Origin of the sequence: Mycolicibacterium parafortuitum, from assembly GCF_002086815.1 — a bacterium.
Taxonomy (GTDB): Bacteria; Actinomycetota; Actinomycetes; order Mycobacteriales; family Mycobacteriaceae; genus Mycobacterium; species Mycobacterium parafortuitum.
Genome location: NZ_MVID01000006.1, coordinates 71029 through 96571 on the forward strand (window position 1 = coordinate 71029; position 25543 = coordinate 96571).

Annotated in this window: 24 protein-coding genes; 12 read left to right on the top strand and 12 right to left on the bottom strand. The window is 69.9% G+C overall.

Annotated features, from left to right (window positions below; genetic code table 11):
- Positions 1-60: 60 nt before the first annotated feature.
- Positions 61-1140 (bottom strand): potassium channel family protein, encoded by a 1080-nt coding sequence (locus tag BST38_RS09630; protein ID WP_083143062.1) that lies wholly within the window; start codon positions 1138-1140, stop codon positions 61-63.
- Positions 1141-1186: 46 nt separating this feature from the next.
- On the opposite strand from BST38_RS09630, the gene BST38_RS09635 reads away from it, so the two are divergent.
- Positions 1187-1591, top strand: a complete 405-nt coding sequence (locus tag BST38_RS09635; RefSeq protein ID WP_110781708.1) for a DoxX family protein — start codon at positions 1187-1189, stop codon at positions 1589-1591.
- 9 nt (positions 1592-1600) lie between these two features.
- Here BST38_RS09635 and BST38_RS09640 read toward each other — a convergent pair whose 3' ends face one another.
- Both BST38_RS09640 and BST38_RS09645 read right to left on the bottom strand, forming a co-directional pair.
- The gene (locus BST38_RS09640; protein ID WP_083143064.1) at positions 1601-4864 is read right to left on the bottom strand and encodes an ATP-dependent helicase; all 3264 of its coding nucleotides are present in this window, start codon (positions 4862-4864) and stop codon (positions 1601-1603) included.
- Complete coding sequence (locus BST38_RS09645; RefSeq protein WP_083143065.1) at positions 4861-7977, bottom strand: ATP-dependent helicase; 3117 nt, start codon at positions 7975-7977, stop codon at positions 4861-4863. Before BST38_RS09645 ends, BST38_RS09640 begins: the two co-directional genes overlap by 4 nt.
- Before the next feature lie 77 nt (positions 7978-8054).
- Here BST38_RS09645 and BST38_RS09650 point away from each other — a divergent pair, with 77 nt between their 5' ends.
- Positions 8055-8837 carry an alpha/beta fold hydrolase gene (locus BST38_RS09650; protein ID WP_083143066.1) on the top strand — a complete coding sequence of 261 codons (783 nt, stop codon included), beginning with the start codon at positions 8055-8057 and terminating at the stop codon, positions 8835-8837.
- 1 nt (position 8838) lies between these two features.
- On the top strand, positions 8839-9135 hold the full coding sequence (locus BST38_RS09655; protein WP_083143067.1) for an MGMT family protein: 297 nt from the start codon (positions 8839-8841) through the stop codon (positions 9133-9135).
- 90 nt (positions 9136-9225) lie between these two features.
- Here BST38_RS09655 and BST38_RS09660 read toward each other — a convergent pair whose 3' ends face one another.
- The 3 genes from BST38_RS09660 to BST38_RS09670 form a co-directional block, all read right to left on the bottom strand.
- The gene (locus tag BST38_RS09660) at positions 9226-10080 is read right to left on the bottom strand and encodes a TIGR02569 family protein (RefSeq protein ID WP_083143200.1); all 855 of its coding nucleotides are present in this window, start codon (positions 10078-10080) and stop codon (positions 9226-9228) included.
- Positions 10081-10116: 36 nt separating this feature from the next.
- Positions 10117-11295, bottom strand: a complete 1179-nt coding sequence (gene moeZ / locus BST38_RS09665) for an adenylyltransferase/sulfurtransferase MoeZ (protein WP_083143068.1) — start codon at positions 11293-11295, stop codon at positions 10117-10119.
- Positions 11296-11414: 119 nt separating this feature from the next.
- The gene (locus BST38_RS09670) at positions 11415-12440 is read right to left on the bottom strand and encodes a DUF3152 domain-containing protein (RefSeq protein WP_083143069.1); all 1026 of its coding nucleotides are present in this window, start codon (positions 12438-12440) and stop codon (positions 11415-11417) included.
- A gap of 223 nt (positions 12441-12663) precedes the next feature.
- On the opposite strand from BST38_RS09670, the gene fasR reads away from it, so the two are divergent.
- On the top strand, positions 12664-13338 hold the full coding sequence (fasR, locus tag BST38_RS09675) for an HTH-type transcriptional activator FasR (protein WP_083143070.1): 675 nt from the start codon (positions 12664-12666) through the stop codon (positions 13336-13338).
- Positions 13339-13404: 66 nt separating this feature from the next.
- Here the strand turns inward: fasR and BST38_RS09680 are convergent, their stop codons facing one another.
- The gene (locus BST38_RS09680; RefSeq protein ID WP_083143071.1) at positions 13405-13650 is read right to left on the bottom strand and encodes a DUF3107 domain-containing protein; all 246 of its coding nucleotides are present in this window, start codon (positions 13648-13650) and stop codon (positions 13405-13407) included.
- A gap of 258 nt (positions 13651-13908) precedes the next feature.
- Here BST38_RS09680 and BST38_RS09685 point away from each other — a divergent pair, with 258 nt between their 5' ends.
- Positions 13909-14727, top strand: coding sequence for a hypothetical protein (locus BST38_RS09685; protein ID WP_083143072.1), 819 nt, complete (start codon positions 13909-13911; stop codon positions 14725-14727).
- Positions 14728-14730: 3 nt separating this feature from the next.
- Here BST38_RS09685 and BST38_RS09690 read toward each other — a convergent pair whose 3' ends face one another.
- On the bottom strand, positions 14731-15456 hold the full coding sequence (locus tag BST38_RS09690; protein WP_083143073.1) for a ferritin-like fold-containing protein: 726 nt from the start codon (positions 15454-15456) through the stop codon (positions 14731-14733).
- Positions 15457-15705: 249 nt separating this feature from the next.
- Here BST38_RS09690 and BST38_RS09695 point away from each other — a divergent pair, with 249 nt between their 5' ends.
- Both BST38_RS09695 and BST38_RS09700 read left to right on the top strand, forming a co-directional pair.
- Positions 15706-17235: a DEAD/DEAH box helicase gene (locus tag BST38_RS09695; protein ID WP_083143074.1), complete on the top strand. Its 1530-nt coding sequence runs from the start codon at positions 15706-15708 to the stop codon at positions 17233-17235.
- 9 nt (positions 17236-17244) lie between these two features.
- On the top strand, positions 17245-18453 hold the full coding sequence (locus BST38_RS09700; protein WP_083143075.1) for an Rv3212 family protein: 1209 nt from the start codon (positions 17245-17247) through the stop codon (positions 18451-18453).
- On the opposite strand, the gene BST38_RS09705 is transcribed toward BST38_RS09700, so the two are convergent.
- Positions 18450-19253: a ParA family protein gene (locus tag BST38_RS09705; RefSeq protein WP_181792010.1), complete on the bottom strand. Its 804-nt coding sequence runs from the start codon at positions 19251-19253 to the stop codon at positions 18450-18452. The genes BST38_RS09700 and BST38_RS09705 overlap by 4 nt on opposite strands.
- 93 nt (positions 19254-19346) lie before the next feature.
- Here BST38_RS09705 and BST38_RS09710 point away from each other — a divergent pair, with 93 nt between their 5' ends.
- From BST38_RS09710 to BST38_RS09720, 3 genes are read left to right on the top strand one after another with little or no spacing between them, the layout of a single operon-like run.
- The gene (locus tag BST38_RS09710; protein WP_083143077.1) at positions 19347-19958 is read left to right on the top strand and encodes an acid phosphatase; all 612 of its coding nucleotides are present in this window, start codon (positions 19347-19349) and stop codon (positions 19956-19958) included.
- Positions 19955-21052, top strand: coding sequence for an isochorismate synthase (locus BST38_RS09715; RefSeq protein WP_083143078.1), 1098 nt, complete (start codon positions 19955-19957; stop codon positions 21050-21052). The genes BST38_RS09710 and BST38_RS09715 overlap by 4 nt, the downstream gene beginning before the upstream one ends.
- A complete protein-coding gene (locus BST38_RS09720) occupies positions 21049-21549 on the top strand; it encodes a GNAT family N-acetyltransferase (protein ID WP_083143079.1) in 501 nt (166 codons plus the stop codon). The genes BST38_RS09715 and BST38_RS09720 overlap by 4 nt, the downstream gene beginning before the upstream one ends.
- Here the strand turns inward: BST38_RS09720 and BST38_RS09725 are convergent.
- A complete protein-coding gene (locus tag BST38_RS09725) occupies positions 21483-21935 on the bottom strand; it encodes a DUF7144 family membrane protein (RefSeq protein WP_083143080.1) in 453 nt (150 codons plus the stop codon). The genes BST38_RS09720 and BST38_RS09725 overlap by 67 nt on opposite strands.
- The gene (aroQ, locus tag BST38_RS09730) at positions 21932-22375 is read right to left on the bottom strand and encodes a type II 3-dehydroquinate dehydratase (protein WP_083143081.1); all 444 of its coding nucleotides are present in this window, start codon (positions 22373-22375) and stop codon (positions 21932-21934) included. Before aroQ ends, BST38_RS09725 begins: the two co-directional genes overlap by 4 nt.
- 68 nt (positions 22376-22443) lie before the next feature.
- Here aroQ and BST38_RS09735 point away from each other — a divergent pair, with 68 nt between their 5' ends.
- Both BST38_RS09735 and whiB1 read left to right on the top strand, forming a co-directional pair.
- Positions 22444-23400, top strand: a complete 957-nt coding sequence (locus BST38_RS09735) for a diacylglycerol/lipid kinase family protein (RefSeq protein WP_083143082.1) — start codon at positions 22444-22446, stop codon at positions 23398-23400.
- A 278-nt stretch (positions 23401-23678) separates the two neighbouring features.
- Entirely contained in the window at positions 23679-23933 is a 255-nt protein-coding gene (gene whiB1, locus BST38_RS09740) for a transcriptional regulator WhiB1 (RefSeq protein WP_043406682.1), read from the top strand.
- A 105-nt stretch (positions 23934-24038) separates the two neighbouring features.
- On the opposite strand, the gene BST38_RS09745 is transcribed toward whiB1, so the two are convergent.
- Complete coding sequence (locus BST38_RS09745) at positions 24039-25529, bottom strand: two-component system sensor histidine kinase PdtaS (protein WP_083143083.1); 1491 nt, start codon at positions 25527-25529, stop codon at positions 24039-24041.
- Between the last annotated feature and the right edge of the window lie 14 nt (positions 25530-25543).

The window sequence follows — 25543 nt, forward strand, 5'->3', positions numbered from 1 at the left end:
CGCGACCTTCTCCTCTTCGCGCAAGCGCTCATCGCGACCTTCTCCTCTTCGCGCAAGCGCTCATCGGTCCTCGTCCGCGGAACGGATGTACAACAACCGGTCGCCCAACTCCAGCGCGTCGACATCGGGTTCGTCGACCCGGAACAGCTTGCTGCCGCGCACCACGCCCAACACGATGTCGCTCTGGTGGCGCGGCGATCCGCCGGCCTCCTTCGGAGTGACCTCGCGCTCGGAGATCGCGAAACCGCGGTCCGGTGTCAGCAGGTCCTCCATCATCTCCACGACGCTGGGGGTCTGGACGGCGATGCCGAGCAGCCGGCCGGCCGTCTCAGAGGTGACCACGGTGGAATCCGCGCCGGACTGCTTGAGCAGGTGTTCGTTGTCGCTCTCGCGCACCGCGGCGATGATCTTCGCGTTCGGCGCGAGCTCGCGGGCGGTGAGCGTGACCAGCACCGCGGTGTCGTCACGGTTGGCCGCGACGATGATGGTCTTGGCGTGCTGAGCGCCCGCCAGCCGCAGCACCTCGGAGTCGGTGGCGGTCCCGCGCACCGTCACCAGGCCCGCACTCTTGGCGCGCTCCAGCGCGGCACTGTCCTCGTCGACGACGACGATGTCCCCAGGGGCGATCTCGTCGCCGACCATCGCCGCGGCCGCCGTCCGGCCCTTGGTGCCGTATCCGACGATGATGATGTGGTTGCGCAACCTGCTCCTCCATCGCTGGATTTGGTAGACCTGACGCGATTGCGTGGTGAGGGTTTCGACGGTCGTGCCGATCAGCACGATCAGGAACGCCACCCGTAGCGGGGTGATCACCAGGACGTTGATCAGCCGCGCGGACGGCGTCACCGGGGTGATGTCTCCGTATCCGGTCGTCGACAGCGACACCGTCGCGTAGTACAGGCAGTCCAGGAACGACAGCTCGTTGTCCTGGACGTCGCGATATCCGTCGCGGTCGAGGTAGACGATCAGCACCGCGGCGAACAGCGCGCCCAGCGCATAGATGACGCGGACCGTGATGCGCCGCGCCGGGCTGACCATCTCGGTGGGGATCACCACCCGGTCGGTGAGCGCGTGGACCGGGAGATCGGCCAACGACTGATCGAACCGGCGCACCCGCCGGCGGAGGCGTCCCTTAGCCATGAGGGCCGATCAGGGAGTGAGGCAGCCGCACCCGCACAATGTAATCATGTCCTCCTCCTCATCCGCGCTGCAGCGGATTACCACTTCCTCGCGCGGCGCCAAGATGGGTGCCTGGCTGGTCGGGATGGGGGTCCTGCATTTCGCGGCCCCGAAGCCGTTCGACTCCATCGTTCCGGAGGAACTTCCGGGCACCGCCCGCTTCTACACCTACGCCTCCGGGGTCGCCGAGATCGGCGTCGGGGGGCTGCTGCTCGCACCGCAGACCCGCAGGGTGGGCGCGTTGTCGGCGATCGCGCTGTTCCTCGGTGTGTTCCCCGGCAACGTGAACATGGTGCGGCTGTGGTTCCAGGACCCCAGCAAGTCGCTGCCGATGCGGATCGGGGCGATCGCCCGGCTGCCGCTGCAGATCCCGATGATCACGCGGGCCTGGAAGATCTACAAGGAGAGCTGAGCGGTTCCGTCAGGCGACCTCCTCCTCGCCCGCATCGGTCAGCAGCGCGACCAGTTCGTCCTCGTCGGGCAGTGTGTCAGGCATCAGTGTGCGACCCGACCGCACGTAGTGGAACGCGGCCCGTACCGCCGACAGCGGGCAGCCGTGCAGCCGCGCCCACGCCAGCCGGTACACCGCCAACTGAAGAGCGTTGCGCTGCAGCTCTTCTGGGTCTGACGGCATCTCGCCCGTCTTCCAGTCCACAATCGTGACGGCTCCGTCGTCGGCGGCGAACACCGCATCGATGCGGCCACGCACCACCCGGCCGGCGAGCATCATGTCGAACGGCACTTCCACGTCCACCGGGGTACGCGCCGCCCACGGTGACACCGCGAAGGCCGCCTGCAGTTCCTCCAACTCCCCCCGGTCCTGCCGGTCGGCATCGACGGCGCCGGGCAGATCGTCGAGGTCGAACAGCTTCTCGGCCTGGAAGTATCGCTGCACCCATTCGTGAAACGCCGTGCCCAGCAACGCCTGCGAGTCGGGCCGGCGCGGCAGCCGCCGTTGCAGCCGCTGCGCCACCGCCTCCGGGTCGCGGCCCAGCTCGACCATCGCGCTGACCGACAGCTGCGCGGGCAGCGCCGGGACCGGCGGGCGCGCGGCCGATTCCCGTTCGGCCAGCAAGGCATCCACGTCGGCGGCCCAGCCGTGCACATCGGGCAGGCCCTGCGGATCACTCTTGGCCATTGTGGTCACCAGGGAAGCCCCGTGGTCGACGTCGCTCCGGCGGGTCCCTGCCGGGTCGACCGGCCACACGGCTTCGACGACACGGTCCCGCAGCGGGTTCGGGGAACCGTCGGCGGGAGCGTCCGCCCACACGTCGACGGCGCCGCACGGCTGTCCCGCCTCGACCGAGCGGTCGATGACGTCCTTGAGCTCGGTCAGGAACGTCGACGGTCCGCGCGGCTTGGATTCGGTGGCGCCCCAGTGATGACCCGACACCAGCAGCATGTGCTCGGCCCGGGTGATCGCCACATACAGCAGCCTGCGTTCCTCGTCGGTGCGACGCTGATCCAGGTTGCGCTTGTGGTCGTTGATCTTGTCCGACAACCCCTTCCGATCACTGACATCGGAGGTGTCGAGCACCGGGACGCCGTGATCGGACACCGTCGCGCAGTCCCCGCGCAGCAGCGGCGGCAGATCGGCGGCGTCGGTGAGCCAGGTACGCGGCGACGCGGTCGACGGGAACACCCGCCCGGACAGGTGCGGTACCGCGACGATCTGCCATTCCAGACCTTTGGCGGCGTGCACGGTCAAAATCTGCACCCGCTCGGACGACACCGCGACCTCGGCGGGCGCCAATCCGTTCTCCACCTCCTCGGCGATGTCCAGATAGGCCAGCAACGCTGAGACCGTCAGATTTCCGCGCGCCGCGAAGTCGGCGACCACGTCGCCGAATGCGTCGAGATGTTCAGTGCCCGACCAACCCGCCGAGACCGGTTGCGCGGCGCGGACTTCGGCGTCCACACCGAGGGTCCGGCGCACCTCGGCCACCAGGTCGGGAAGCGGGCTGTCGAGGTGTGACCGCAGCGTGGTCAGCTCGCGGGCGAGCGCGACGATGCGGGCGTGACCGGCCGCGGAGTACGCGTCGGCGGGACCGGGGTCGCAGATCGCGTCCGCCAGGCATGCGCCGTCGGCGTCGGGGTCGAGCTGCGCGACGATCTCGTCGGTCGCCGCCGCCGAGTCAGGCTTCGGTGCGCCGGTGCCGACGAGCGTCACCGCGCGCCGCCACAGCGCCGCGATGTCGCGCGCCCCGAGGCGCCACCGCGGCCCGGTCAGCACCCGCACCGCCGCCGCACCGGCAGTCGGGTCGGCGCACAGCCGCAGCATCGCCACCACATCGGCGACCTCGGGCACCGCGAGCAGACCGGCCAGCCCGACCACCTCGACCGGCACCCCGCGCCGGGTCAGCGCATCGGCCATCGGCGCGGCATCGGCGTTGCGGCGCACCAGCACTGCCGCCGTGGGTGGGGCGCCCGACGCCGAGACCTCGCCGTGCCACTGCGCGGCGAGCCGGTCGGCGACCCAGTCGCGTTCGGCCTCGACGTCGGACAGCAGCGCCGCGCGCACCGTGCCGGGCTCGGCACCCGGACGGGGCTGCAGGGCGCGCACCGCCACCGACCGGTGGCGCGCATCCAGGGACACCTCGTTGGCCAGGTGCAGCACCTCCGGCGGATTGCGCCAGCTGGTCCGCAGCTCCAGCGTCGGCGCCGGGCTGCCGTCGGAGAGCGGGAAGTCCGTGGTGAAGCGCGGCAGATTGGTCGCCGACGCACCCCGCCAACCGTAGATCGACTGGATCGGGTCGCCCACCGCGGTCAAGGCCAAACCGTCGTCGGCGCCGCCACCGAACAGCGACGACAACGCGACCCGCTGCGCGTGCCCGGTGTCCTGGTATTCGTCGAGCAGCACCACCCGATAGCGTTGCCGCAGTTGCTCCCCCACCTCCGGATGGGTGGAGGCCAGCCGCGCGGCCGAGGCCATCTGCATCCCGAAGTCCATCACGCGTTCCTCACGCATCCGGCGGTGCAGCGCGTCGATCAGCGGCACCAGCATGGTGCGTTCGGTCTGGGTGCCCAGCATCCGCAGCAGCCACTGACTCGGGCCCTTGTCGCGCTGGTATCGGCCTGCGGGCAGATGGTGCACGAGCCGGTCAAGCTCGACGTGGGTGTCGCGCAACTGCGCGGTGTCGACGAGGTGTTCGGAGAGCTGACCGGCCAGCCGCAGCACCATCGCGGTGATCGACGCCGGCGACTTGTCGGTATCGAGGGCATCCGGGTGCTCGCAGACCACGCGGAACGCCAACTGCCACAGTTCGGTTTCGCCGAGCAGCCGGGTGTCGGGCTCCACCGGCAACATCAGCCCGAACTCGCGCAGCAGGTTCCCCGCGAACGCGTGGTAGGTGCCGATGGTGACCGGGTCGTCGGCGAAGTCCGTGCCCGGGATGGTCAGGCCGGCCCCGGCCAGCCGAGCCAGCCGGGAGCGCACGCGGCGAAGCAGCTGGCCGGCGGCCTTGCGGGTGAACGTCAGCCCCAGCACCTCCCCCGGTGTCGCGTATCCGTTGGCGACCAGCCACACCACCCGCGCGGCCATCGTCTCGGTCTTGCCCGCCCCGGCACCGGCGATGACGACGAGCGGCCCGGGCGGCGCGGCGATCACGGCGGCCTGTTCGTCGGTCGGCTCGAAAAGTCCCAATGCCCTGGACAGTTCGGCTGGGCTGTAGCGCGGTGTGCTCATGTGTCGCTCCTGGTGTCCTGCGCCGGGCACATCGCCCGTACCGGGCAGTGGGCGCACCCGTCGTTGACCCGGGCGACGAAGTCGGGGCCCTGCGTCGCGGCCGCGGCCTGATGGATCTCGGTCTGCCAGTGTTCCTGGCCCTGTGCGGTCATCGGGTCTTGGTGGCGTTCGGTCGCGGCTCCGCCGGTGGTCTTGCCGAGATAGACCAACCGTCCCCCACCGGGCTGGTCACCGTCGGCGACGAGGCCCGCGGCCACCGCCAGCTGGTACAACGCCAGCTGGGCGTGCTCCTGGGCGTCGCCCTTGGTGACCGGGCTCTTCCCGGTTTTGATGTCGACGACGACGAGGCGGCCTTCGCTGTCGCGCTCCAGCCGGTCCAGCCGGCCCCGGATCCGCACCGCGGGCCCGTCACCGTCCGCATCACCGACCAGCCCGTCGACGTCGATCTCGGTGCCGACCTCGGTGAGCTGTGCCCGGCTGTCGGTGCGCCACCGCAGGAAGGTCTCCAGCATCTCCAGATGCCGGGACAGCTCGTTGTCGGAGTGCCACCGAGCGTCGAACGGCAGCTTGTCCCAGACCTTTTCAAGCTCGTTGAGCAGCACGGACTCCGGCTTCGCCGACTCCGACACCAGCGCGTGCACCAGCGACCCCAGCGTGGAGCGGACATCGCGGCCCCGCGCACCACCGTGGCGTTCCAGCAGCCAGCGCAGCGGGCAGTCCGACAGCATCTGCAGCGTCGACGGCGACAACGTGACCACATGGTCGTCGCCGTCCCACAGCGGCTCCTGCGTGGACAGTTCACGCGCCCCGTACCAGGACGCCGGATCGGCACCGTGCACGCCGGCCTCGGCGAGCCTCGCCAACTGTGCCGCGGCACAGGCCCTCTCACCGTCGGTGACGGCGTCGGGTGCGGCGCACACCACCGACCGCAGCCGGCCGACCAGCGCCGCGGGCGCGAGCACGCGGGGCGCGCGGATCGGCAGCGCCGGCTCCGGGACGGGTTCGGTGGCCACCACGGTGAGCTCGGTGCAGAACGACGACGGCAGCATCGCGTCGTCGCCGGAGTCGCTGTCGACCGCGGTGACGAGCAACCGGCTGCGGGCCCGGCCCATCGCGGCGATCAGCAGCCTGCGCTCTTCGGCCAGCAGCGGTGCGCGACTGGACAGCCGCTGCCCGTCGGCGGCCACCCCGTCGATGACGTCGACCAGATGCTGGGTGGCCAGCACCCCGCCGCGCGGAGAGACGTTGGGCCACAGCCCTTCCTGCAGGCCCGCGAGGACCACGAACTCCCATTCGCGGCCCAGCGCGGAGTGCGCGCTGACCAGCGCGACCCCGTCACCGTCGCGCTCGTCGCCGCGGGTCGGTGGTAGCGACAATCCGGTGATGTGGTCGACCAGGCCGCGCAAGGACGCGCCCGCGGTGCGGTCGACGTACTGCTCGGCGACGTCGAACAGCGCCGTGACCGCGTCGAGGTCGCGGTCGGCCTGCGCGGCGGCGGGCCCGCCTCGTTCGGCCGCGGCCAGCCAGCGCTTCTGCAGCCCTGAACGGTTCCACGCCTGCCACAGCGTGTGCCGCGGATCGCAGCCCTCCTGGGCGCTGCGCCGGGCAGCGGTCAGCACGGCGCGGACGCGGCGCAACGCGCGGGCCTGCTCGTCGGGCAGTGGCGCGGCGTCGCGTCGCAGCGCGTCGACCAGCAGCTCGCCGAAGCTGCTGTCGCTGTCGGGGGTTGCGCGCCGCAGCGACCGGCGCAGCTGACGTAACGACACCGGATCGACGCGCCCGATCGGGCCCGTCACCAACGCCAGCGCGCGTTCCCCGTCGAGGCGATCGTCGGTGGCCTCCAGCACCGTCAGCAGCGCGCGGACCGCCGGCTGATTCGTCAGCGGCACATCGGTGTGCGGCTCATCAACGGGCACCCCTGCCGCGGTCAACGCCCGCCCCAACGAGTCCCCCATCCGCGGGACGGACCGCACGATCACCGCCATCTGTGCCCACGGCACCCCGTCGACGAGGTGAGCGCGCCGCAGCGCGTCGGCGATCAGCGTGGCCTCGGCGTGCGGCGACGCCGCGATACGCACGGCGACCGAACCCGGTCCGTCGCACCCGGTGTACTCGCGCCCGGCGTCGGGCCCGGGCAGCCTCCGCGCGACTGCGGCGATCGCGTCGGCCACCGGTGCCACACACCGGCGCGACCGGGTCAGCGTCAGCGCGGCACCCTCTCCGCGCAGCAGCGCCGGATCGGCGCCGCGGTACCCGAACACCGTCTGCTGGGGATCGCCGGCGATCACCGTCAGCTCCGCACCCGCCGCGAGCACCTGCACCAGCCGCGCGGCCTGCGGATCCAGGTGCTGGGCGTCGTCGACGAGCAGCAGTTGTACCCGCGCACGTTCGGCGGCCAGCAGCTCGGCGTCCATCGCGAAGGCCTCCAGCGCGGCGCCGACGAGCTCGGCGGCACCGAGAGCGGGCACCGTCGCCTGCGGCGCCGCCATGCCCACCGCCGAACGCAGCAGCATGATCTGCTCGTAAGCCTGGGCGAAACGGCCCGCGGCCTGCCATTCCGGGCGACCGGCCTGACGTCCGATGCGTTGCAGCGCAACCGGATCGATACCGCGCTCACTGCACCGCGCCATCAGGTCACGCAGTTCGGTGGCGAACCCGACGGTGGTCAACGCCGGACGCAGCCGCTCCGGCCACCGCACCGGGGACGCGTCGCCGTCCTCGACATCACCGGCGAGCAGCTCACGGATGATGCCGTCCTGCTCGGCGCTGGTGATCAGCCGCGGCGGCGGGCTGCCGTTGCGCTGCGCGGCCAGCCGCAGCACCGCGAACGCGTAGGAGTGCACGGTCCGCACCAGCGGCTCACGGACCGCCTCCCGTCCCCCGGCGCCCAGCAGCGCCGACGTGATCGACGCCCGCGTCCGCGCGCTCAGCCGCGATGAACCCGTCAGCAGCAGAACCGATTCCGGATCACGGCCCGCCGCGATCTGGGCGACCGCGGTGTCGACGAGCAGGCTGCTCTTGCCGGTGCCCGGCCCGCCCAGCACGCGAACGGTGCCCCGCATGTCCCGTCGGCCGAGGGCATCGGGCGTCAGTTCGGTGTGGGGCGCGGACATGCACGCATGACATCACGGGGGTACGACAAGTGCCCCTCACCTGGCCTCCGCGCAGCGGGCCTGGCAGCATCGGCCTGGTGACCGACGTGTTGTGCACCTACCGCTTCGGCCCGCCCGGGCCCGCCCGCGTGCTGGCGATCCACGGGCTGACCGGACACGGCACGCGGTGGGAGACGCTGTTCACCGACCACCTGCCCGACGTCGCGGCGCTGGCGCCGGACCTGCTCGGGCACGGCCGGTCGTCATGGGATGCGCCGTGGACGATCGATGCGAACGTGGCAGCGCTGGGCGCCCTCCTCGATGCCGAGGGCGGCGGCCCGGTGGTGGTGGCGGGACATTCGTTCGGCGGCGCGATCGCGCTGAACCTCGCTGCGGCACGGCCGGATCTGGTCGCCGGACTGGTACTGCTCGATCCTGCGGTCGGTCTGGACGGACGCTGGATGCGTGAGGTGGCCGAGGACATGTACAGCTCGCCGGACTACACCGACCGCGAGGAGGCCCGCAACGAGAAGGTGCACGGCTCGTGGGGCGAAGTCGCCGAGGCCGAACTCGACCGCGAGCTCAACGAACACCTCGTCGACTACCCTGGCGGCCGGGTGGGCTGGCGCATCAGCATCCCCGCGATGCTGTGCTACTGGAGTGAGCTGACCCGTCCCGCGGTCATGCCTCGCGACGGCACCCGCACGACGTTGGTGCGGGCCACCCATACCGATCCGCCGTACGCCGGCGACGACCTGATCGCCGCGCTCGACGCGGGCCTCGGCGACGATTTCACGCTGCTGGAATGGGATTGCGACCACATGGTGCCGCTGGCCCGGCCCGCCGAGACCGCAGCGGTGATTCGCGACCATCTCGGCTGACATGGCCGCGATCACCGAGGAACAGGTCGAGACGGTACGCGCGCTGGTCGCGGCGATCCCGTCGGGGCGCGTCGCGACATACGGTGACATTGCCGCCGCCGCAGGGCTTTCCAGCCCCCGCATCGTCGCGTGGATCATGCGCACGGACTCCGCGGATCTGCCGTGGCACCGGGTCATCCCGGCGTCGGGCCGTCCCGCGCCGCACCTGGCGACCCGTCAACTCGAACGGCTGCGCGCCGAAGCCGTGTTGGCCGTGGACGGCCGGGTTCCGCTGCGGGAGTATCGGCACACCTTCTGACGCGCCGAGCCTGGCGTCATGGTCGTGGATCTGGCGCAAACAACAGCCGGGAACCTCAGTTCGGCGAAACCCCCGCGAAAACCCGCCGCGTCAGAGCGCCAACCGGACCAGCGACGCCGTTCGCGACAGACCCGGGAACGCCGCGGCCGTCGACCGCGGATGCAGTGCGTGCACCGCCAGCCGGAAGATCAACGCCCGCAACAGCATCTGCGGCCACTCCGGCAGCGCCGACCAGCGTTCGATCAGCGCGTCGTCGGCCTCACCCCAGGACAGCGCGTCCACCACCACGACACCGGCCGCCCACGCCGGCGGACGCCAGTACGGGGTGATGTCGGTGATGCCCGGCGCCGCGGTGCCCGCGAAAAGCACTGTGCCGTAGAGGTCCCCGTGCACGAGCTGGCTGGGGCTCTTGGTCGGCCGGCGCAGTGTGGCGAGCTGGTTGATCAGCTCGATCGACTTCTGGCCGTCGGCCGCACCCGGACCGACGCGGGCGCCCGGCGGCAGCGCGTGCAGCGGCCGTTCCTCCCAGGCCGCCCGGTCGGCGGCGATGAACACGTCGACGTCACCCCACGGCGCGATCGGCGGTTGGGTCAGGAACCGCGGACGCTCCAGTTTGGCCATCGCCTCGTGCAGGCGTACCGCCGCCGAGACGACCTCGTCATGGCGGGGTTCCGGGGTGCCCGCCACGTAGGTGTCGGCGCGCCAGCCGGCGACGACGTACCGGCCGTCGGTGGAGCGCACCGGCCGGGCCAGGCGCACACCGTCGACGAACAACGTCTCGCGGACCTTCGCCGACCAGGCGGCGCGGGCGTGGTCGGCAACCATCGACAGCACCACTTCGCCGCAGCGCCAGCCACCCTCCCAGTTCGAGCCCAACGGCGCGGGTTGCACGCCGGACAGCCCAAACGCTGCGAGTACATGCTGTGGCGGGCGCTCTGCAGTCACCGCCACAGCCTAAGCGCCGCGACCGCGAACCCCGCGTTAGTACATCACCATGTCGGGTTCGAGTTGTTTGCCCCAGGCCACGATGCCGCCCTGCACGTGCAGCGCGTCGGAGAATCCGGCGTTCTTCACGATGGCCAGGACCTCGGCCGAGCGGATGCCGGTCTTGCAGTAGAACACCGGGGTGCGGTCGGTCTTCAGCTTCGACAGCGCGGCGCCGGATTCGAAGGCACCCTTCGGGATCAGCTCCGCGCCTTCGATGTGGTTGATGTCCCACTCGACGGGTTCCCGGACGTCGATCAGCGCCAACGGTTTACCGGAGTCCATCATCTCGCGCAGCTCGCGCGGCGTGATGGTGGATTCGGCCGCGGCCTCGGCGGCGGCGTCGGAAACCACACCGCAGAACGCCTCGTAGTCGATCAGCTCGGTGATCTTCGGCGTCGACGGGTCCTTTCGGATCTTGATGGTCCGGTAGCTCATGTCGAGGGCGTCGTACACCATCAGCCGGCCGAGCAGCGGGTCGCCGATGCCGGTGATGAGCTTGATCGCCTCGGTGCCCATCACCGACGCGATCGACGCGCACAGGATGCCGAGCACGCCACCCTCGGCGCACGACGGCACCATCCCCGGTGGCGGCGGCTCCGGGTAGAGGTCGCGGTAGTTCAGGCCCAGCCCGTTCGGGGCGTCCTCCCAGAAGATCGACACCTGGCCTTCGAAGCGGAAGATCGAACCCCACACGTACGGCTTGCCCGCCAGCACGGCCGCGTCGTTGACGAGGTAGCGCGTGGCGAAGTTGTCGGTGCCGTCCAGGATCAGGTCGTACTGGCTGAACAGGTCGACGGCGTTGTCCGGTTCGAGCCGGAACTCGTGCAGGTTCACGGTGACCAGCGGATTGACCTCGAGGACGGAATCCCTGGCGCTCTGTGCCTTGGACCTGCCGATGTCGGACTGGCCGTGAATGATCTGGCGCTGCAGATTGGATTCGTCGACGACGTCGAACTCGACGATGCCGATCGTGCCGACACCCGCGGCGGCCAGGTAGAGCAGGGTCGGCGAGCCGAGCCCGCCCGCGCCGATGACGAGGACGCGCGCGTTCTTCAGGCGTTTCTGCCCGTCCAGACCGAGATCGGGAATGATGAGGTGGCGGCTGTAGCGCGCGACCTCTTCGCGGGTGAGTTCAGCCGCTGGCTCTACCAGCGGCGGCAACGGTGTCGACACCGACTATCTCCTTGGTTGGCTGTATGACCATCTCAGCAGGTACGGAATTCAACAGCAACGAGGGCCCGTAGCTTCCCGTGCGCTCGCGGTGCGACGCGAGGTGGCCGACCCGCCGCTGATCAGGCGATCGGGTACGGCCAGGGGTTGAAGCGGCAGGTCAGGTTGTCCGGGGTGACCGTGCCCGGGTCGAAGCGGGCCGCGTCGTTGTTGTTCGTCGAGAACGTCTGCTGCATCATGATCGGCGCCAGCGCACCGTTCTCGGCGCACTGCTCGTGCCGCTGGTAGCCGATCGCGTGACCGACCTCATGGTTGATCACGTACTGCCGGTAGGACCCGATGTCGCCCTGGAACGGCACCGCGCCGCGCACCCAGCGCGCCTCGTTGATGAACACCCGCGGCTGGCCGTCGAAGGCGGGGTTGTAGCAGGACGCCTCGAGCTGGATGTCGTAGCCGCAGCCGTCGCGGATCGTCATCGGCGAGGTCAGCGAGACCCGGAAGTCGGGCTCCACCCCGGAGGCGGCGTCGACGCGGGTGAACGCGAACTGCGGGTTGTGCGTCCAGCTCTTCGGATTTGCCAGCGTTTCGCCGACCATGCGGGCGAAGCCCTCGTCGCCGCCGAAGCTGGTGGTGTCCACCCCGTCCTCGACCTCGACGGTGTAGGTGAACACCTTCGTGGTGCCCTGGCCGACCTGGGGCAGCGCGCCGGGCACGATGTGCCACGTGCGGGCGCCGGCCTCGGTGAACGGGCCACCCTGCGGCAGGATTCCGGTGGGCAGATTCGCGTCGAACTCGGTCAGCCCCTTCGGCGGGGCGCCGATGATGGAGGTGCTCGGCACGCCGATCGTGGGCGGCCCCTGCACCGGCCCCTCCTCCTCGAGGGCCTGCGGCGCACTGGTTCCGGTGATGGTCTGATAGATCACGACCACGGTCAGGACCACCAGGAACGGCAGCGCATAGGCCCGCCAGCCGTAGGTGGAGACGAACCGGCCGATCCAGGTCTGTTTGCGCCAGCGCTTGTGCTCGTCACGGTTCGACCGGACCCGGCCCGGCTGTTCGGCCAGGGGATCGCGCTGGGCGCGCAGCGGCTCGCGCCACTCGTCGCGCAGCACCGGCACGCGACCGCCCCCATGACGCTCTGGACCCATTTCGCCCCCTGGCGTGCGGGAGTCGTAGGTCACCGAAACAGGATGACACAGGTCAGCGCCGTTGCTGGTCCGGCGCGCCACCGAAGTACGTGCCCAAGTGCCGCTTTCGCGGCTCGCGGCGTTGCTGTGTGCGCCCTGACGCGCACGCCGCGCAGACGGTAGTAGTGTCAGTCGCAACGTAACGAAGCCGACGGTCGCGCCGGCTGTAGATGTCGAGGTTCTGATGAGCGAACTCGCCAAGACGGCGCCGCGGCGAGGGGGCCAGCCGGCAAACGGCACCGGCACTCCGACCGTTGCCCGGCGTGGCAACCGTCTGCCGCGCGATGAGCGCCGGGGTCAACTACTGGCCGCGGCCAGCGAGGTGTTCGTCGACCGCGGTTACCACGCAGCGGGAATGGACGAAATCGCCGAGCGCGCCGGGGTGAGCAAGCCCGTTCTCTACCAACACTTCTCGTCGAAGGTGGAGCTCTATCTGGCGGTGCTGCAGCGGCACGTCGACAACCTGGTCTCCGGCGTCCGGCAGGCGCTGCGCACCACCACCGACAACCGTCAGCGGGTGCGCGCCGCGGTGCAGGCGTTCTTCGACTTCATCGACCACGACAGCCAGGGCTACCGGCTGATCTTCGAGAACGACTACGTCACGGAACCGCAGGTCGCCGCCCAGGTCAAGGTCGCCACCGAGTCCTGCACCGACGCGGTGTTCGACCTGATCAGCCACGATTCCGGCCTCGAGCCCCACCGAGCCCGGATGATCGCGGTCGGGCTGGTGAGCATCAGCGTCGACTCGGCGCGCTACTGGCTCAACAACGACCGCCCGATCGACAAGGACGACGCCGTCGAGGGCACCGTGCAGTTCATCTGGGGCGGGCTGTCACACGTCCCGCTGACGCGGTCCTAACCCCCGAAAGAGCATTCCGCGCGGCGCCTCCTGCGACGCGCCACGCGGAATGCGCGTTCGGTTGACTCAGCGGGTGGCTTCAGAGCCGACGACGCCGAATCCGACGCGGCGGGAGTCGGCGGCACCGATCTCGACGTAGGCGATGCGGGCCGACTGCACCAGATACCTGCGGCCCTTCTCGTCGGTGAGACTCAGCACGGCCGGCTCACCGCTGAGTGCATCGGCGACCAACTTCTCCACCTCAGCCGGCGTCTGGGCGCTGGCGAAAACCAGCTCGCGCGGGCTGTCGGTGACACCGATCTTGACCTCCACGGTGGGGACCCTTCTGTTCGAGTGCTCGTCTACTCCAAGGAGGCTAGTGGACGTCGGCCCGGCACGGCGGAGCCGCCACCCCACCCTCGCCCAGGGCGAACATCGGCTGTCCGCACGGCCGGCCGGAGGCGGCATAACAGCGGGGCGATCGAACCGAGTCCCGACCGTGACCGCCCAGGGCGCGCGTCAGCCTCATCCGTCACTTCTGCCTCAGTAGCATCGGGCGCGAAACCGGATAAAGGATGACTGGGAAGCTTCATGAACAGGCCTTATACCGCGCAATCCCCGTACTCGCTGACGCCGACGGAGCGCATCCGCAGCAGCCGCGACAGTGGCCGCCGAGGCAGCCGATACGGCGGCCGTGGCAGTGATGTCGACGAACTGGACCGCTACGGCGATCTGGACACCGACGCGCTGCCGCCCTACCCCGGGGACGACTACGCGGCCGACTATGACGACGTCGAGAACTACGACGACTACCTCGACGAGGCCCGCATCGACCGCCGCTGGATGTGGATCGCCGGGGTGGCCGGCGCGATCCTGTTCGTCGCGGTGATCACCGCGAGCATGATCCTCGGCGGCGGCGACAGCGGTTCGGTGTCGGCGACGGTGGCGTCCCCGCTGCCGACCTCCAGTGCGCCGGAACCGTCCGCGGCCCCCGCCCCGCGTGTCGCGGCGCCTGCCCCGTCGTTGCCTGCCGAGACCGTCACGACCGTGACCCCGTCCGCCGAGGCGCCGGCGCCGGTTCCGGAAGCTCCCGCGCCCGTGCTGCCCGCCCCGCAGGCCGCACCGCCGCCGGCCCCGCCCGCGGGCACCGTGACCTACCGGATCACCGGCAACCGGGCGCTGCTCGACCTGGTCACCGTGATCTACACCGATGCCCAGGGAGCGCTGCAGACCGACGTGAACGTCGCGCTTCCGTGGACCAAGACGATCGTGCTGGATCCCGGGGTGACCCTGAGCTCGGTGACCGCGACCAGCGTGTCCGGTCAGCTCAACTGCGCGATCCTGGACGCCAACGGCTCGCTGCTGTCCGTGCAGAACAGCAACTCGATCATCACCAACTGCACGCGGTAGCGGTCAGGCCAGGCCGAGTTCGGCCATCCGGCGGTTGTGGGTGTTCTGCAGCGTGTCGAAGAATTCCGACATCTGCGACAGCCCGCCGCCGGCCATCACCAGGTCGACGAGCTCGTCGTGGTCGGCCATCACGAATTGGGCCTGGGTGATCGCCTCGCCGAGCAGCCGCCGCGACCACAGCGCCAGCCGGTGCCGTTGCCGATCGCTGGCAGTGACCGCCGACTGCACCTCGGCGACGACGAACTGCGAGTGCCCGGTCTCCGACAGCACCGACCGGACCACCTCGGCGGCCTCGGGAGGCATCACGTCGGCGATCTGCAGGTAGAAATCGGCGGCCAGCGCGTCCCCGATGTAGGTCTTGACGAGCGCTTCCAGCCAGGTGCTCGGGGTGGTCAGCCGGTGATAGTTCTCCAGCGCCGGCGCGTACCGGGTCATCGCCGGAACGACGTCGACGCCACGCCGTTCCAGCGCGTCGCGCAGCACTTCGTAGTGCCGCATCTCGGCGGCGGCCATGCTGGCCATGTTGATCCGGCCGCTGAGGTTCGGCGCCATCCTGGCCTCTTCGGTGAGCCGGTAGAACGCGGCCACCTCACCGTAGGCGAGCAGCGCGAACAGCTCGTTGATGCCGGCATGATCGAGTGAAATCGGTCCCGCGTCAGCGTGGCCCGGCTCGTCCCCCGGGCTACCCGTCGGGGCGGAGGCAGCGGCCGCAGACGGCGTCGAATTCATGCCCCAACCTTAGACTCCGGCACCGGCGATGCGGCTTCTGAGCAGTCGACCGGCTACCATGGTCGTGGTGTCGGCGTTCGTGCCGACGGATCGAACCAGGTCACGCCGGCAAATTCGCCGCAGACACCTAGGTAATGTGCGTGCACGCGGTGGCCCGCCTCCTCAGCGCAGGGCCCGCGAAGTTCTCTTCACAACTCGTGCGCGCGTGGACACGCATGAGGAAACAGTGAAAGGCTTCGTCAACCGAGCATGACTCCAGTGACAACGCACCCGAACCCCACATTCGCCCAGCTCGGAGTGCGCGACGAGATCGTCCGCGCCCTCGCCGAGAACGGCATCGAACACGCCTTCGCGATCCAGGAACTGACGCTTCCGCTGGCGCTGGCCGGCGATGACCTGATCGGTCAGGCCCGCACCGGCATGGGCAAGACCTTCGCCTTCGGCGTCCCGCTGCTGCACCGCATCACCTCCGACCCGGAGCGGCCGCTGACCGGCATCCCGCGCGCGCTCGTCGTCGTCCCGACCCGTGAGCTGTGCATCCAGGTCTACGAAGACCTCGTCGGCGCCTCCAAGTACCTGAAGGCCGACGAATCCCGCAAGCTGACCGTGACCGCGATCTACGGCGGACGCCCCTACGAGCCGCAGATCGAGGCGCTGCAGAAGGGCGTCGACGTGGTCGTGGGCACCCCCGGCCGCCTGCTCGACCTGGCCCAGCAGGGCCACCTGCAGCTCGGCGGGCTCAGCGTGCTGGTCCTCGACGAGGCCGACGAGATGCTCGACCTGGGCTTCCTGCCCGACATCGAGCGCATCCTCAAGCAGATCCCGGCCAAGCGCCAGGCCATGCTGTTCTCGGCCACCATGCCGGACCCGATCATCACCCTGGCCCGCACGTTCATGACCCAGCCGACGCACATCCGCGCCGAGGCGCCGCATTCGTCGGCCACCCACGACAGCACCGAGCAGTTCGCCTACCGTGCGCACGCGCTCGACAAGGTCGAGATGGTCGCCCGCATCCTGCAGGCCGAGGGCCGCGGCGCGACGATGATCTTCACCCGCACCAAGCGGACCGCGCAGAAGGTCGCCGACGAGCTGGCCGAGCGCGGCTTCAAGGTCGGCGCCGTGCACGGTGACCTCGGGCAGGGCGCGCGTGAGAAGGCGCTGAAGTCGTTCCGCACGGGCGAGGTCGACGTGCTGGTCGCCACCGACGTCGCCGCCCGCGGCATCGACATCGACGACATCACCCACGTGATCAACTTCCAGATCCCCGAGGACGAGCAGGCCTACGTGCACCGCATCGGCCGCACCGGCCGCGCGGGCAAGACCGGCATCGCCGTCACCCTGGTCGACTGGGACGAGCTCCCCCGCTGGACGATGATCGACAAGGCGCTGGGTCTGGACACCCCCGACCCCGCCGAGACGTACTCGAACTCGCCGCACCTCTACGAGGAACTCAACATCCCCGCCGATGCCGGCGGCTCGATCGGCAAGGCGAAGCAGGCAGACAAGCCCAAGCGTGAACCGCGTGAACCGCGTGAACCGCGCGAACCGCGGGCCGAGAAGCCGGCCCGCGACCGCAACCGTCGCCGCACGCGCGGCGGCAAGCCTGTCAGCGGGCACCCCGAGGGCACCCCGGAGCAGCCGGAAGCGTCCGCCGCACCGGATTCGGACAGCGACGCCGGCGACGGCGCGCCCCGTCCCGCCCGCCGGCGTCGCCGGCGTCGTCCCAGCAAGGGCTCGACTGCGGGGACGGCTGCCGGTACGGCCGCAGGCACCAACTGACCGACTGCATTGGTCAAACCCGAACGCCGCACTCGGGCGGACCTCATCGCCGCGGCAGCGATCGCCGTCATCGTGGCGGTGGTCGCCGCCGTGGTGTGGTGGACCAGCGATGCCAGGGCCACCATCAGCCGACCCGCCGCAGAGCCGGTGCCCGCGCTGAAACCGGCTGTCGCCGTACCCGATTCGTTGACCGAGCAGTGGTCGGCGCGCAGCGGTAAAACCACCCAGCCGCTGGTGGTCGCCGGCGCGGTGGTCACCGGGGACGACCGCACGATGGAGGGCCGCGACCCCGGCACCGGCGACGTGGTGTGGACCTACGCCCGCGATCTCGAGTTGTGCGGGGTCACCTGGGTCTACAACTACGCGGTCGCGGTGTATCCGGACTCCCGGGGCTGCGGGCAGGTCAGCACGGTGGACGCGAAGACGGGCCAGCGCGGTCCGGCCCGCACGAGCTACGCCGACCGCCACGTGACCCTGTCCGGCGACGGCAGCACCGTGCTCTCCGCCGGGGACACCCGGCTGGAGATGTGGCGGTCGGACATGGTGCGCATGCTCAGCTATGGGGCACTCGACGCCCCGATCAAGCCCGGTGTCCCCGCGACACCGTTGTGCCGCTTCGTCTCCGCGGGCGCGAGTTCGGGGTCGGTGGCGGTGCTGGAGGCCTGCGAGCGCCAGGATCTGCGCCTGACGCTGCTGCGGCCGTCCGACGAGGAGGACGTCCCGGAGACGAAGTACGTCCAGCAGAAGGGCGTCGCCGACGGCACCGGAGCCCGCGTCGTCGCGGTCACCGACACCTACACCGCGCTCTATGTTCCGACGCCGAAGCCGCGCCTGGACCTGATCGACGACACCGGCGCGACGGTCGACACGACGATCGTCGACGTGCCGCCGTCCGACGACGCGACGATGTCGCGGGCGGGCGAGGTGATCACCTGGTGGACGGGCGACGCGCTGATGGTGTTCTCCGCCAACGATCTTCGCTACAAGTACACGGTCGCGGCGGCGGGCGCGAACGCCCCGATAGGCCCGGCCACGGTGATGGCGGGCAAGCTGCTGGTGCCGGTCACCACGGGCTATGACGTATTCGATCCCGACACCGGGAAGGGCGAGAGGCACATCCCGGTGCAGCGCCCGCCCGTCGACGGCCCGGTGGTGCCGGCAGTGGCCGGCACGGTGGTGCTGGAGCAGAGGGGCGACGAGCTGGTGGCTCTCGCCTAAACGTCCGGCGTGTACGTCTGCAGCGGCTTGCCGGTCTTCCAGTGCTTCATCAGCGCGGCGGCGAACTCGCGGTAGGCCATCGCACCCTTGTTCTTGCGCCCGGTCAGCACCGAAGCACCTGACGCGCTGGCCTCGGCGAACCGGACGGTGCGCGGGATCGGCGGCGAGAGCACCGGCAGGTTGTAGCGGTCGACGACGTCGAACAGCACGTCGCGGCTGTGCGTGGTGCGCGAGTCGTACAGCGTCGGCAGCGCACCCAGCAGCGTGAGGTTCGGGTTGGTGATGGCCTGCACGTCCGACACGGTGCGCAGGAACTGGCCGACGCCGCGGTGGGCGAGCGTCTCGCACTGCAGCGGAACCACCACCTCGTCGGCCGCGGTCAACCCGTTGAGCGTCAGCACCCCCAGCGACGGCGGACAGTCGATGATCACGACGTCGAAATCGGCGCTGACCTTGTCGAGCGCACGTTTGAGCGCGTGTTCGCGCCCCGCCCGCATCAACAGCATCGCCTCGGCCCCGGCCAGGTCGATGTTGGCGGGCAGCAACGTCATGCCCTCCTGGGTCTGCACCAGCGCGACGTCCGGTTCGACGTCGCCGAGCAGCACCTCGTGCACCGAGACCGGCAGTTTGTCCGGATCATGGCCGAGCGAGAAGGTCAGCGACCCTTGCGGATCGAGGTCGACGAGCAACACCTTCTTGCCCTGTTCGGCCATCGCCGCACCCAACGACGCAACCGTCGTCGTCTTGGCGACTCCACCCTTTTGATTGGCGACTGCAAGTACCCGCGTCACTGTTCCCATCCTGCCGCCTATTCTGACTTTTGTCGTGCTCTCGCGTTCATGTTCACCTCTGGGCCCCGGTGGTAAACCGCCGGTACGGCAGAATCGGATGCTGTGGGCCTTCTGCAGCACCGTCTGATCCTGCTCCGGCACGGCGAGACGGAATGGTCGAAATCGGGCAAGCACACGAGCCGTACCGAGCTTGAGCTCACCGAACACGGCCGCGCCCAGGCCCGGGCCGCGGCCGACACCCTCGAACAACTCGACCTGCACGACCCGTACGTCGTCAGCAGTCCGCGGGTACGGGCGAGGACCACCGCCGAACTCGCCGGGCTCGCCGTCGACGAGGTGAACCCGTTGATCAGCGAATGGGACTACGGCGACTTCGAGGGCACCACCACCGTGCAGATCCGCGAGACCGTGCCCAACTGGCTGGTGTGGACGCACGGCTGTCCCGGCGGTGAGACCTCGGCGCAGGTGTGTGCGCGCGCCGACAGGGCCATCGCGGTCGCGCTCGGCCACATGGAGTCCCGCGACGTCGTGTTCGTCGGGCACGGGCATTTCTCCCGCGCGGTGATCACCCGGTGGATCGAGCAGCCGGTGTACGAGGGCATCCGGTTCGCGATGCCGGCGGCGTCGATGGCGGTGTGCGGCTTCGAGCACGGGGTCCGTCAGCTCGGCGCGCTGGCGCAGACCGGTGTCCCCAACCCGGCCGTGTCGACGTGACCCGCGAACCCGCGTTCGTGTTCGCCGGGCCCGACGGCGTCGTCGTCGGCGAGGGCGTCCACACCGCGTTCCCGCGCATCGCCGACGCCCGCGCCGCGCTCGCCTCGCACAGTTCTCCGATCATCGTGGGCGCGTTGCCTTTCGACCTCGACAAGCCTGCCGCATTGATCAGGCCGCAGTCGGTGCGGTTCACCGACTCGCTGCCGGACTGGCCGGCGCGCGATCTGGCCGCCGCGGAGATCACCGCGACCAGCCCGGACGCCGACGAGCACCGTCGGCGCATCGAGATCGCGCTGCGGCGGCTGCGTGATCCCGCCGACGGACTGCACAAGGTGGTGCTGGCCCGCGCGCTGCAGCTGAGCGCGCACGGGCGGCTGGACGCCAGGACCGTGCTCGCCCGCCTGGCCTCCGCGGACGCGCAGGCGACCAAGTTCCTCGTCGATCTTTCGGCTGCGGGCGAAGGCTATTCGGGCACCGCGCTGGTGGGCGCCAGCCCGGAGCTGCTGGTGGCCCGGCACGGGCAGCAGGTGTTCTGCCGGCCGTTCGCCGGTTCCGCACCGCGGCGCGCCGATCCCGAGGCCGACGCGGCGAGCGGAGCCGCGCTTGCCGAATCCGACAAGAACCACCACGAACACCAGCTCGTCGTCGACGCGCTGCGCACCGCGCTGGACCCGCTGTGCACCGATCTGCAGATCGCCGAACGTCCCCAGCTGACCAAAACCGCCGCGGTGTGGCACCTGTACACACCCATCACCGGGACCCTGCGCGAAAAGTCAACGACAGCTTTGGATCTCGCCGTCGCGCTGCATCCCACGCCCGCGGTCGGCGGCTCCCCCACCGAGGAGGCCACCGCGCTGATCGCCGCCGTCGAGGGTGACCGCGGCTTCTACGCGGGCACCGTGGGCTGGTGCGACCGGCGCGGTGACGGCCGCTGGGTGGTGTCGATCCGGTGCGCGCAGCTGTCGGCCGACCGCCGCACCGCCGTCGCGCACTCCGGCGGCGGGATCGTCGCCGAATCCGACCCCGACGACGAAGTCGACGAGACCACAACGAAATTCCGAACCATCCTGTCAGCGCTGGGAGTCCAGACATGAGCGAGAGCATCCGCAGGGTCCGCCGCGGCGACGAGGCCGAACTGGTGGCGATGATCGGCGAACTCGCCGAGTTCGAGCACGCCGCCGACGAGTGCACGGTGACCGAGACACAGCTCGCCGACGCGCTTTTCGGCCCCGACCCGACGCTGCACGGCCACATCGCCGAGGTGGACGGTCAGGCCGCGGCGATGGCGTTGTGGTTCCGCAACTTCTCGACATGGGACGGGGCCGCCGGGATCTACCTGGAAGACCTGTTCGTCCGTGCGCGATTCCGCCGCCGCGGGCTGGCGCGCAAGCTGCTCGCCACGCTGGCCCGTGGGTGCGTCGAGCACGGCTACTCGCGGCTGAGTTGGGCGGTGCTCGACTGGAACGTCAACGCGATCGCGCTCTACGACGGCGTGGGCGGCAAACCGCAGAGCGAATGGATCACCTACCGCGTGTCGGGTCCGGAACTGTCGGCGTTGGCATCCCGGGAGAACTCGGAATCCGGCTCCTGAGTGAGCCAGTGCAGGCCCGTGGGGCCGAACAGTGCGGCCAGCACCGTGACGGCCGCGGCGGCGACGACGACCGCGTAGCCCGGTCGCCCCGAGCTGAAGACGTAGTAGGCCACGGGCAGCAGCACCAGGTTCGCGAACACCGCGATACCGCGGCCCCAGCGGCGCCCGGCCCACAGCGCCCACCCGGCGGCGGCGACCCCGGATCCCATGATCGCGAACCAGCCCGCGGTGCCGTATCCGCTGATCCCGACCTCGTGGTGGCCGCCTGCCTCGCGCACGACGAGCACGACCGCGGTCACGATCGCCAGCAGACCTTCGAGAGCGGCGATCGCACCGGCCAGGCGCACCGGGCGGGGTGTGAACGTGCCGTAGGCGCGGTATGTCACTGCGCCAGCCTGTCGGCGAGGTACTGCACCGCCATCTCGTAGCCCAGCGGCCCGGCGCCGGCGACCACCATCTCCGCGACGGCCGACACATACGAGTGGTGCCGGAACTCCTCGCGGGCGTGGATGTTGCTCAGGTGCACCTCGGCGACGGGCAACCCGACCGAACGCAGCGCGTCGGCGATCGCGACCGAGGTGTGGCTGTAGGCGGCCGGGTTGATCACGATGGCAGCGCAGTCGCTGCGCGCGGCGTGGATGGCGTCGATCAGTTCACCCTCGTGGTTGCTCTGAACGGCGCGGACGGCCAGGCCGGCCTCCTTGGCCACCTGCGCCACCCTCGCCTCGATCTCGGCGAGCGTCGTCGACCCGTAGACCTCGGGCTGCCGGGTGCCCAGCAGGTTCAGGTTCGGCCCGTTGACGAGTAGTAATCGGCGTTCGGTCACCGTTGTACGGTACCGGCGCCGGTCGCCGCGCGGCCTCGATGCGCACCGGACGGTTAGGCTCGGGCCCCGTGCGCGCCGTGCTGATCGTTAACCCGAATGCGACTTCGACGACGCCGGCGGGCAGAGACCTGCTGGCTCATGCGTTGGAGAGCCGCGTCCGGCTGACAGTGACCCACACCGACCACCGCGGTCACGCGATCGAGATCGCCCGTGACGCCGCCCGTGACGGTGTCGACGTGGTGATCGTGCACGGCGGCGACGGCACGGTCAACGAGGTCGTCAACGGCGTCGTCGAACAGTGCGGCGCAGGTCAGCCGGGTCCTGCCGTGGGTGTGGTGCCCGGCGGCTCGGCGAATGTGTTCGCCCGCGCGCTGGGCATCAGCCCGGACCCGATCGAGGCCACCAACCAGCTCGTCGACCTGCTGGGTGACTACCGGCGCGGCCGGCAGTGGCGGCGCATCGGCCTGATGGACTGCGGTGAGCGCTGGGGCGTGTTCACCGCGGGGATGGGCGTCGACGGCGACGTGGTGGCCGCGGTCGAGGCGCAGCGCGCCAAGGGCCGCAAGGTCACGGCGTCGCGCTACATCCGCGTCGCGGTGCGCGAGGTACTGGCGGCCGCGCGCAAGGAGCCGAACCTGACGCTGCGGCTGCCCGACCACGAGCCCATCTCCGGGGTGCATTTCGCGTTCGTGTCGAACGCCAGCCCGTGGACGTACGCCAACACGCGGCCGGTGTGGACCAACCCGGACACCACGTTCGAGACGGGGCTGGGGGTGTTCGCGACCACCAGCATGAACATCTGGGCGAATCTGCGGTTGGCGCGGCAGATGAACTCGCGTAAACCCCGCCTGGAAGCCAAGCATCTGATCCGCGACGACGACCTGCCGTGGCTGGAAGTGAGCAGCGACACCCCGGTCGCATGCCAGATTGACGGAGATTACATCGGGGAGCGCGAAATGATGCGCTTCACTGCGGTGGCCGGTGCTCTGCAGGTGGTCGCGCCCCCGCCGAAGATGGGCCGTTAACAGCTCTGAACTGGGGAAATGCCCTCAGCCGGAAAAATCCCAGGCATGTTTTAGGGCGCAGATGGGTAGAGCCTAGTACAGGTGACCACGGGTTCGGAAAACGGACCCCGGTAGTGAGATAGCCCACGAGTTAACGAACTTCTATTGACATCTGTTCAGCCTGTGAAAGCATCGATGCAACAGCGCGGAAACATTTGGTGCGCTTGCGTTAACAGCCGAAGTGAAACTCGTGCGTCTCTCTGCGCGCACACATGACATTGACGAGGAGTTTGATCAATATGGATTGGCGCCACAAGGCGGTCTGTCGCGACGAAGATCCGGAGCTGTTCTTCCCGGTCGGAAACAGCGGCCCGGCGCTTGCCCAGATCGCGGACGCGAAGCTGGTCTGCAACCGCTGCCCGGTCACCGCGGAGTGCCTGAGCTGGGCTTTGGAGTCCGGCCAGGACGCCGGCGTGTGGGGCGGCATGAGCGAGGACGAGCGTCGCGCGCTCAAGCGTCGCAACGCCAGGACGAAGGCTCGCAGCGGAGTCTGAGCCTCCTTCGGCATACAAAACAACGGCCCCGACTAATGTCGGGGCCGTTGTTTTGTGCAATGAATTGAATTGATTTCCACCGCTTAACAAAAATGGCATAAACCGTCAGTATTGCGGGACCCGAACGCGTCTGCCGATCGGTACTCGCAGAACTACGTCGGTGCCGCCGTCGTCGCTGGCGTGCATCCCCAGCGACCCGTCGAGTTCGGCCGACACCAGGGTCCGCACGATCTGCAGGCCGAGCCGGTCGGACTTCTCCAGACTGAATCCGGCGGGCAGTCCGCGCCCGTCGTCGTGCACCACCACATCGAGCCAGCGCGCCGACCGCTGGGAGCGGATCGTCACGCAGCCCTGGGGGGTGGCGGTGTCGAAGGCGTGCTCGATGGCGTTCTGGACCAGCTCGGTGATCACCATGACCAATGCGGTGGCACGGTCGGCATCGAGCACCCCGAGCTCCCCGATGCGGTTGATCCGGATCGGAGAGTCAACGGCCGCAACGTCGTTCATGATCGGCAGGATGCGGTCGATCACCTCGTCGAGGTTGACCTCCTCGTCCACCGACATCGACAGCGCGTCGTGCACCAGCGCGATGGACGACACCCGCCGCACCGACTCCATCAGCGCCTCGCGGCCCTCGGGGTTGGTGGTCCGGCGGGCCTGGAGGCGCAGGAGCGCGGCGACGGTCTGCAGATTGTTCTTGACCCGGTGGTGGATCTCGCGGATCGTCGCGTCCTTCGACAGCAGGGCGCGGTCGCGGCGCTTCACCTCGGTGACGTCCCGGATCAGGACCACCGCCCCTACAGGCACCCCATGCACCTCCAGCGGCAACGTACGCAGCAGAACCGTCGCTCCCCCGGCATCGACCTCCATACGCATGCTCGACCCGCCTGCGAGCGAATCACGGATGTGGTTGGCCAGTTCCTGGGCCTCGAAGGTGTCCGCGATCAGCGGACGCGTGACGCTGACCAGGTTGTGGCCCTCGAGTTCGGCGGTGAGCCCCATCCGGTGGTACGCCGAGATCGCATTCGGGCTGGCGAAGGTCACCACCCCCGCCTCGTCCAGGCGGATGAACCCGTCCCCGGCACGCGGGCTCGACCGCGACATCGCGAGGTCGCCGACGTTGGGCCAGGTGCCCTCGGAGAGCATGTGCAGCAGGTCGCCGGCGCAGTCGACGTAGGCGGCCTCCAGCGGGCTGACCTGGCGCGGCGCCAGCGAGGTCTGATGGGTCAGCACCGCGACGACCTCGTTGCGGTACCGCACCGGCACGGCCTCGACGTTGAGTCCGGGGTCGCCCGACTCGCCCGCCACGGTGGCCCGGCCGATGGTGCCGGAGCGGAACGCTTCGGCGACGATCGGGATGCCCCGGGCGTCGGCGAGGGTGCCGACGGCGTCGGTGAGCAGCACCGTCGGCGCGGTGTTGGGCCGCACCTGGGCGACGCAGACGAACCTGTCGTCGTCGCGGTGCACCCACATCAGGTAGTCGGCGAAGGACAGGTCTGCGAGCAGCTGCCACTCCCCGACCACCGCGTGCAGGTGGTCGACGGCGTTGCCGGGCAGCACGGTGTGCTCGGCGAGGAGGTCACCGAGGGTGGACATGGCCTACGAGATGC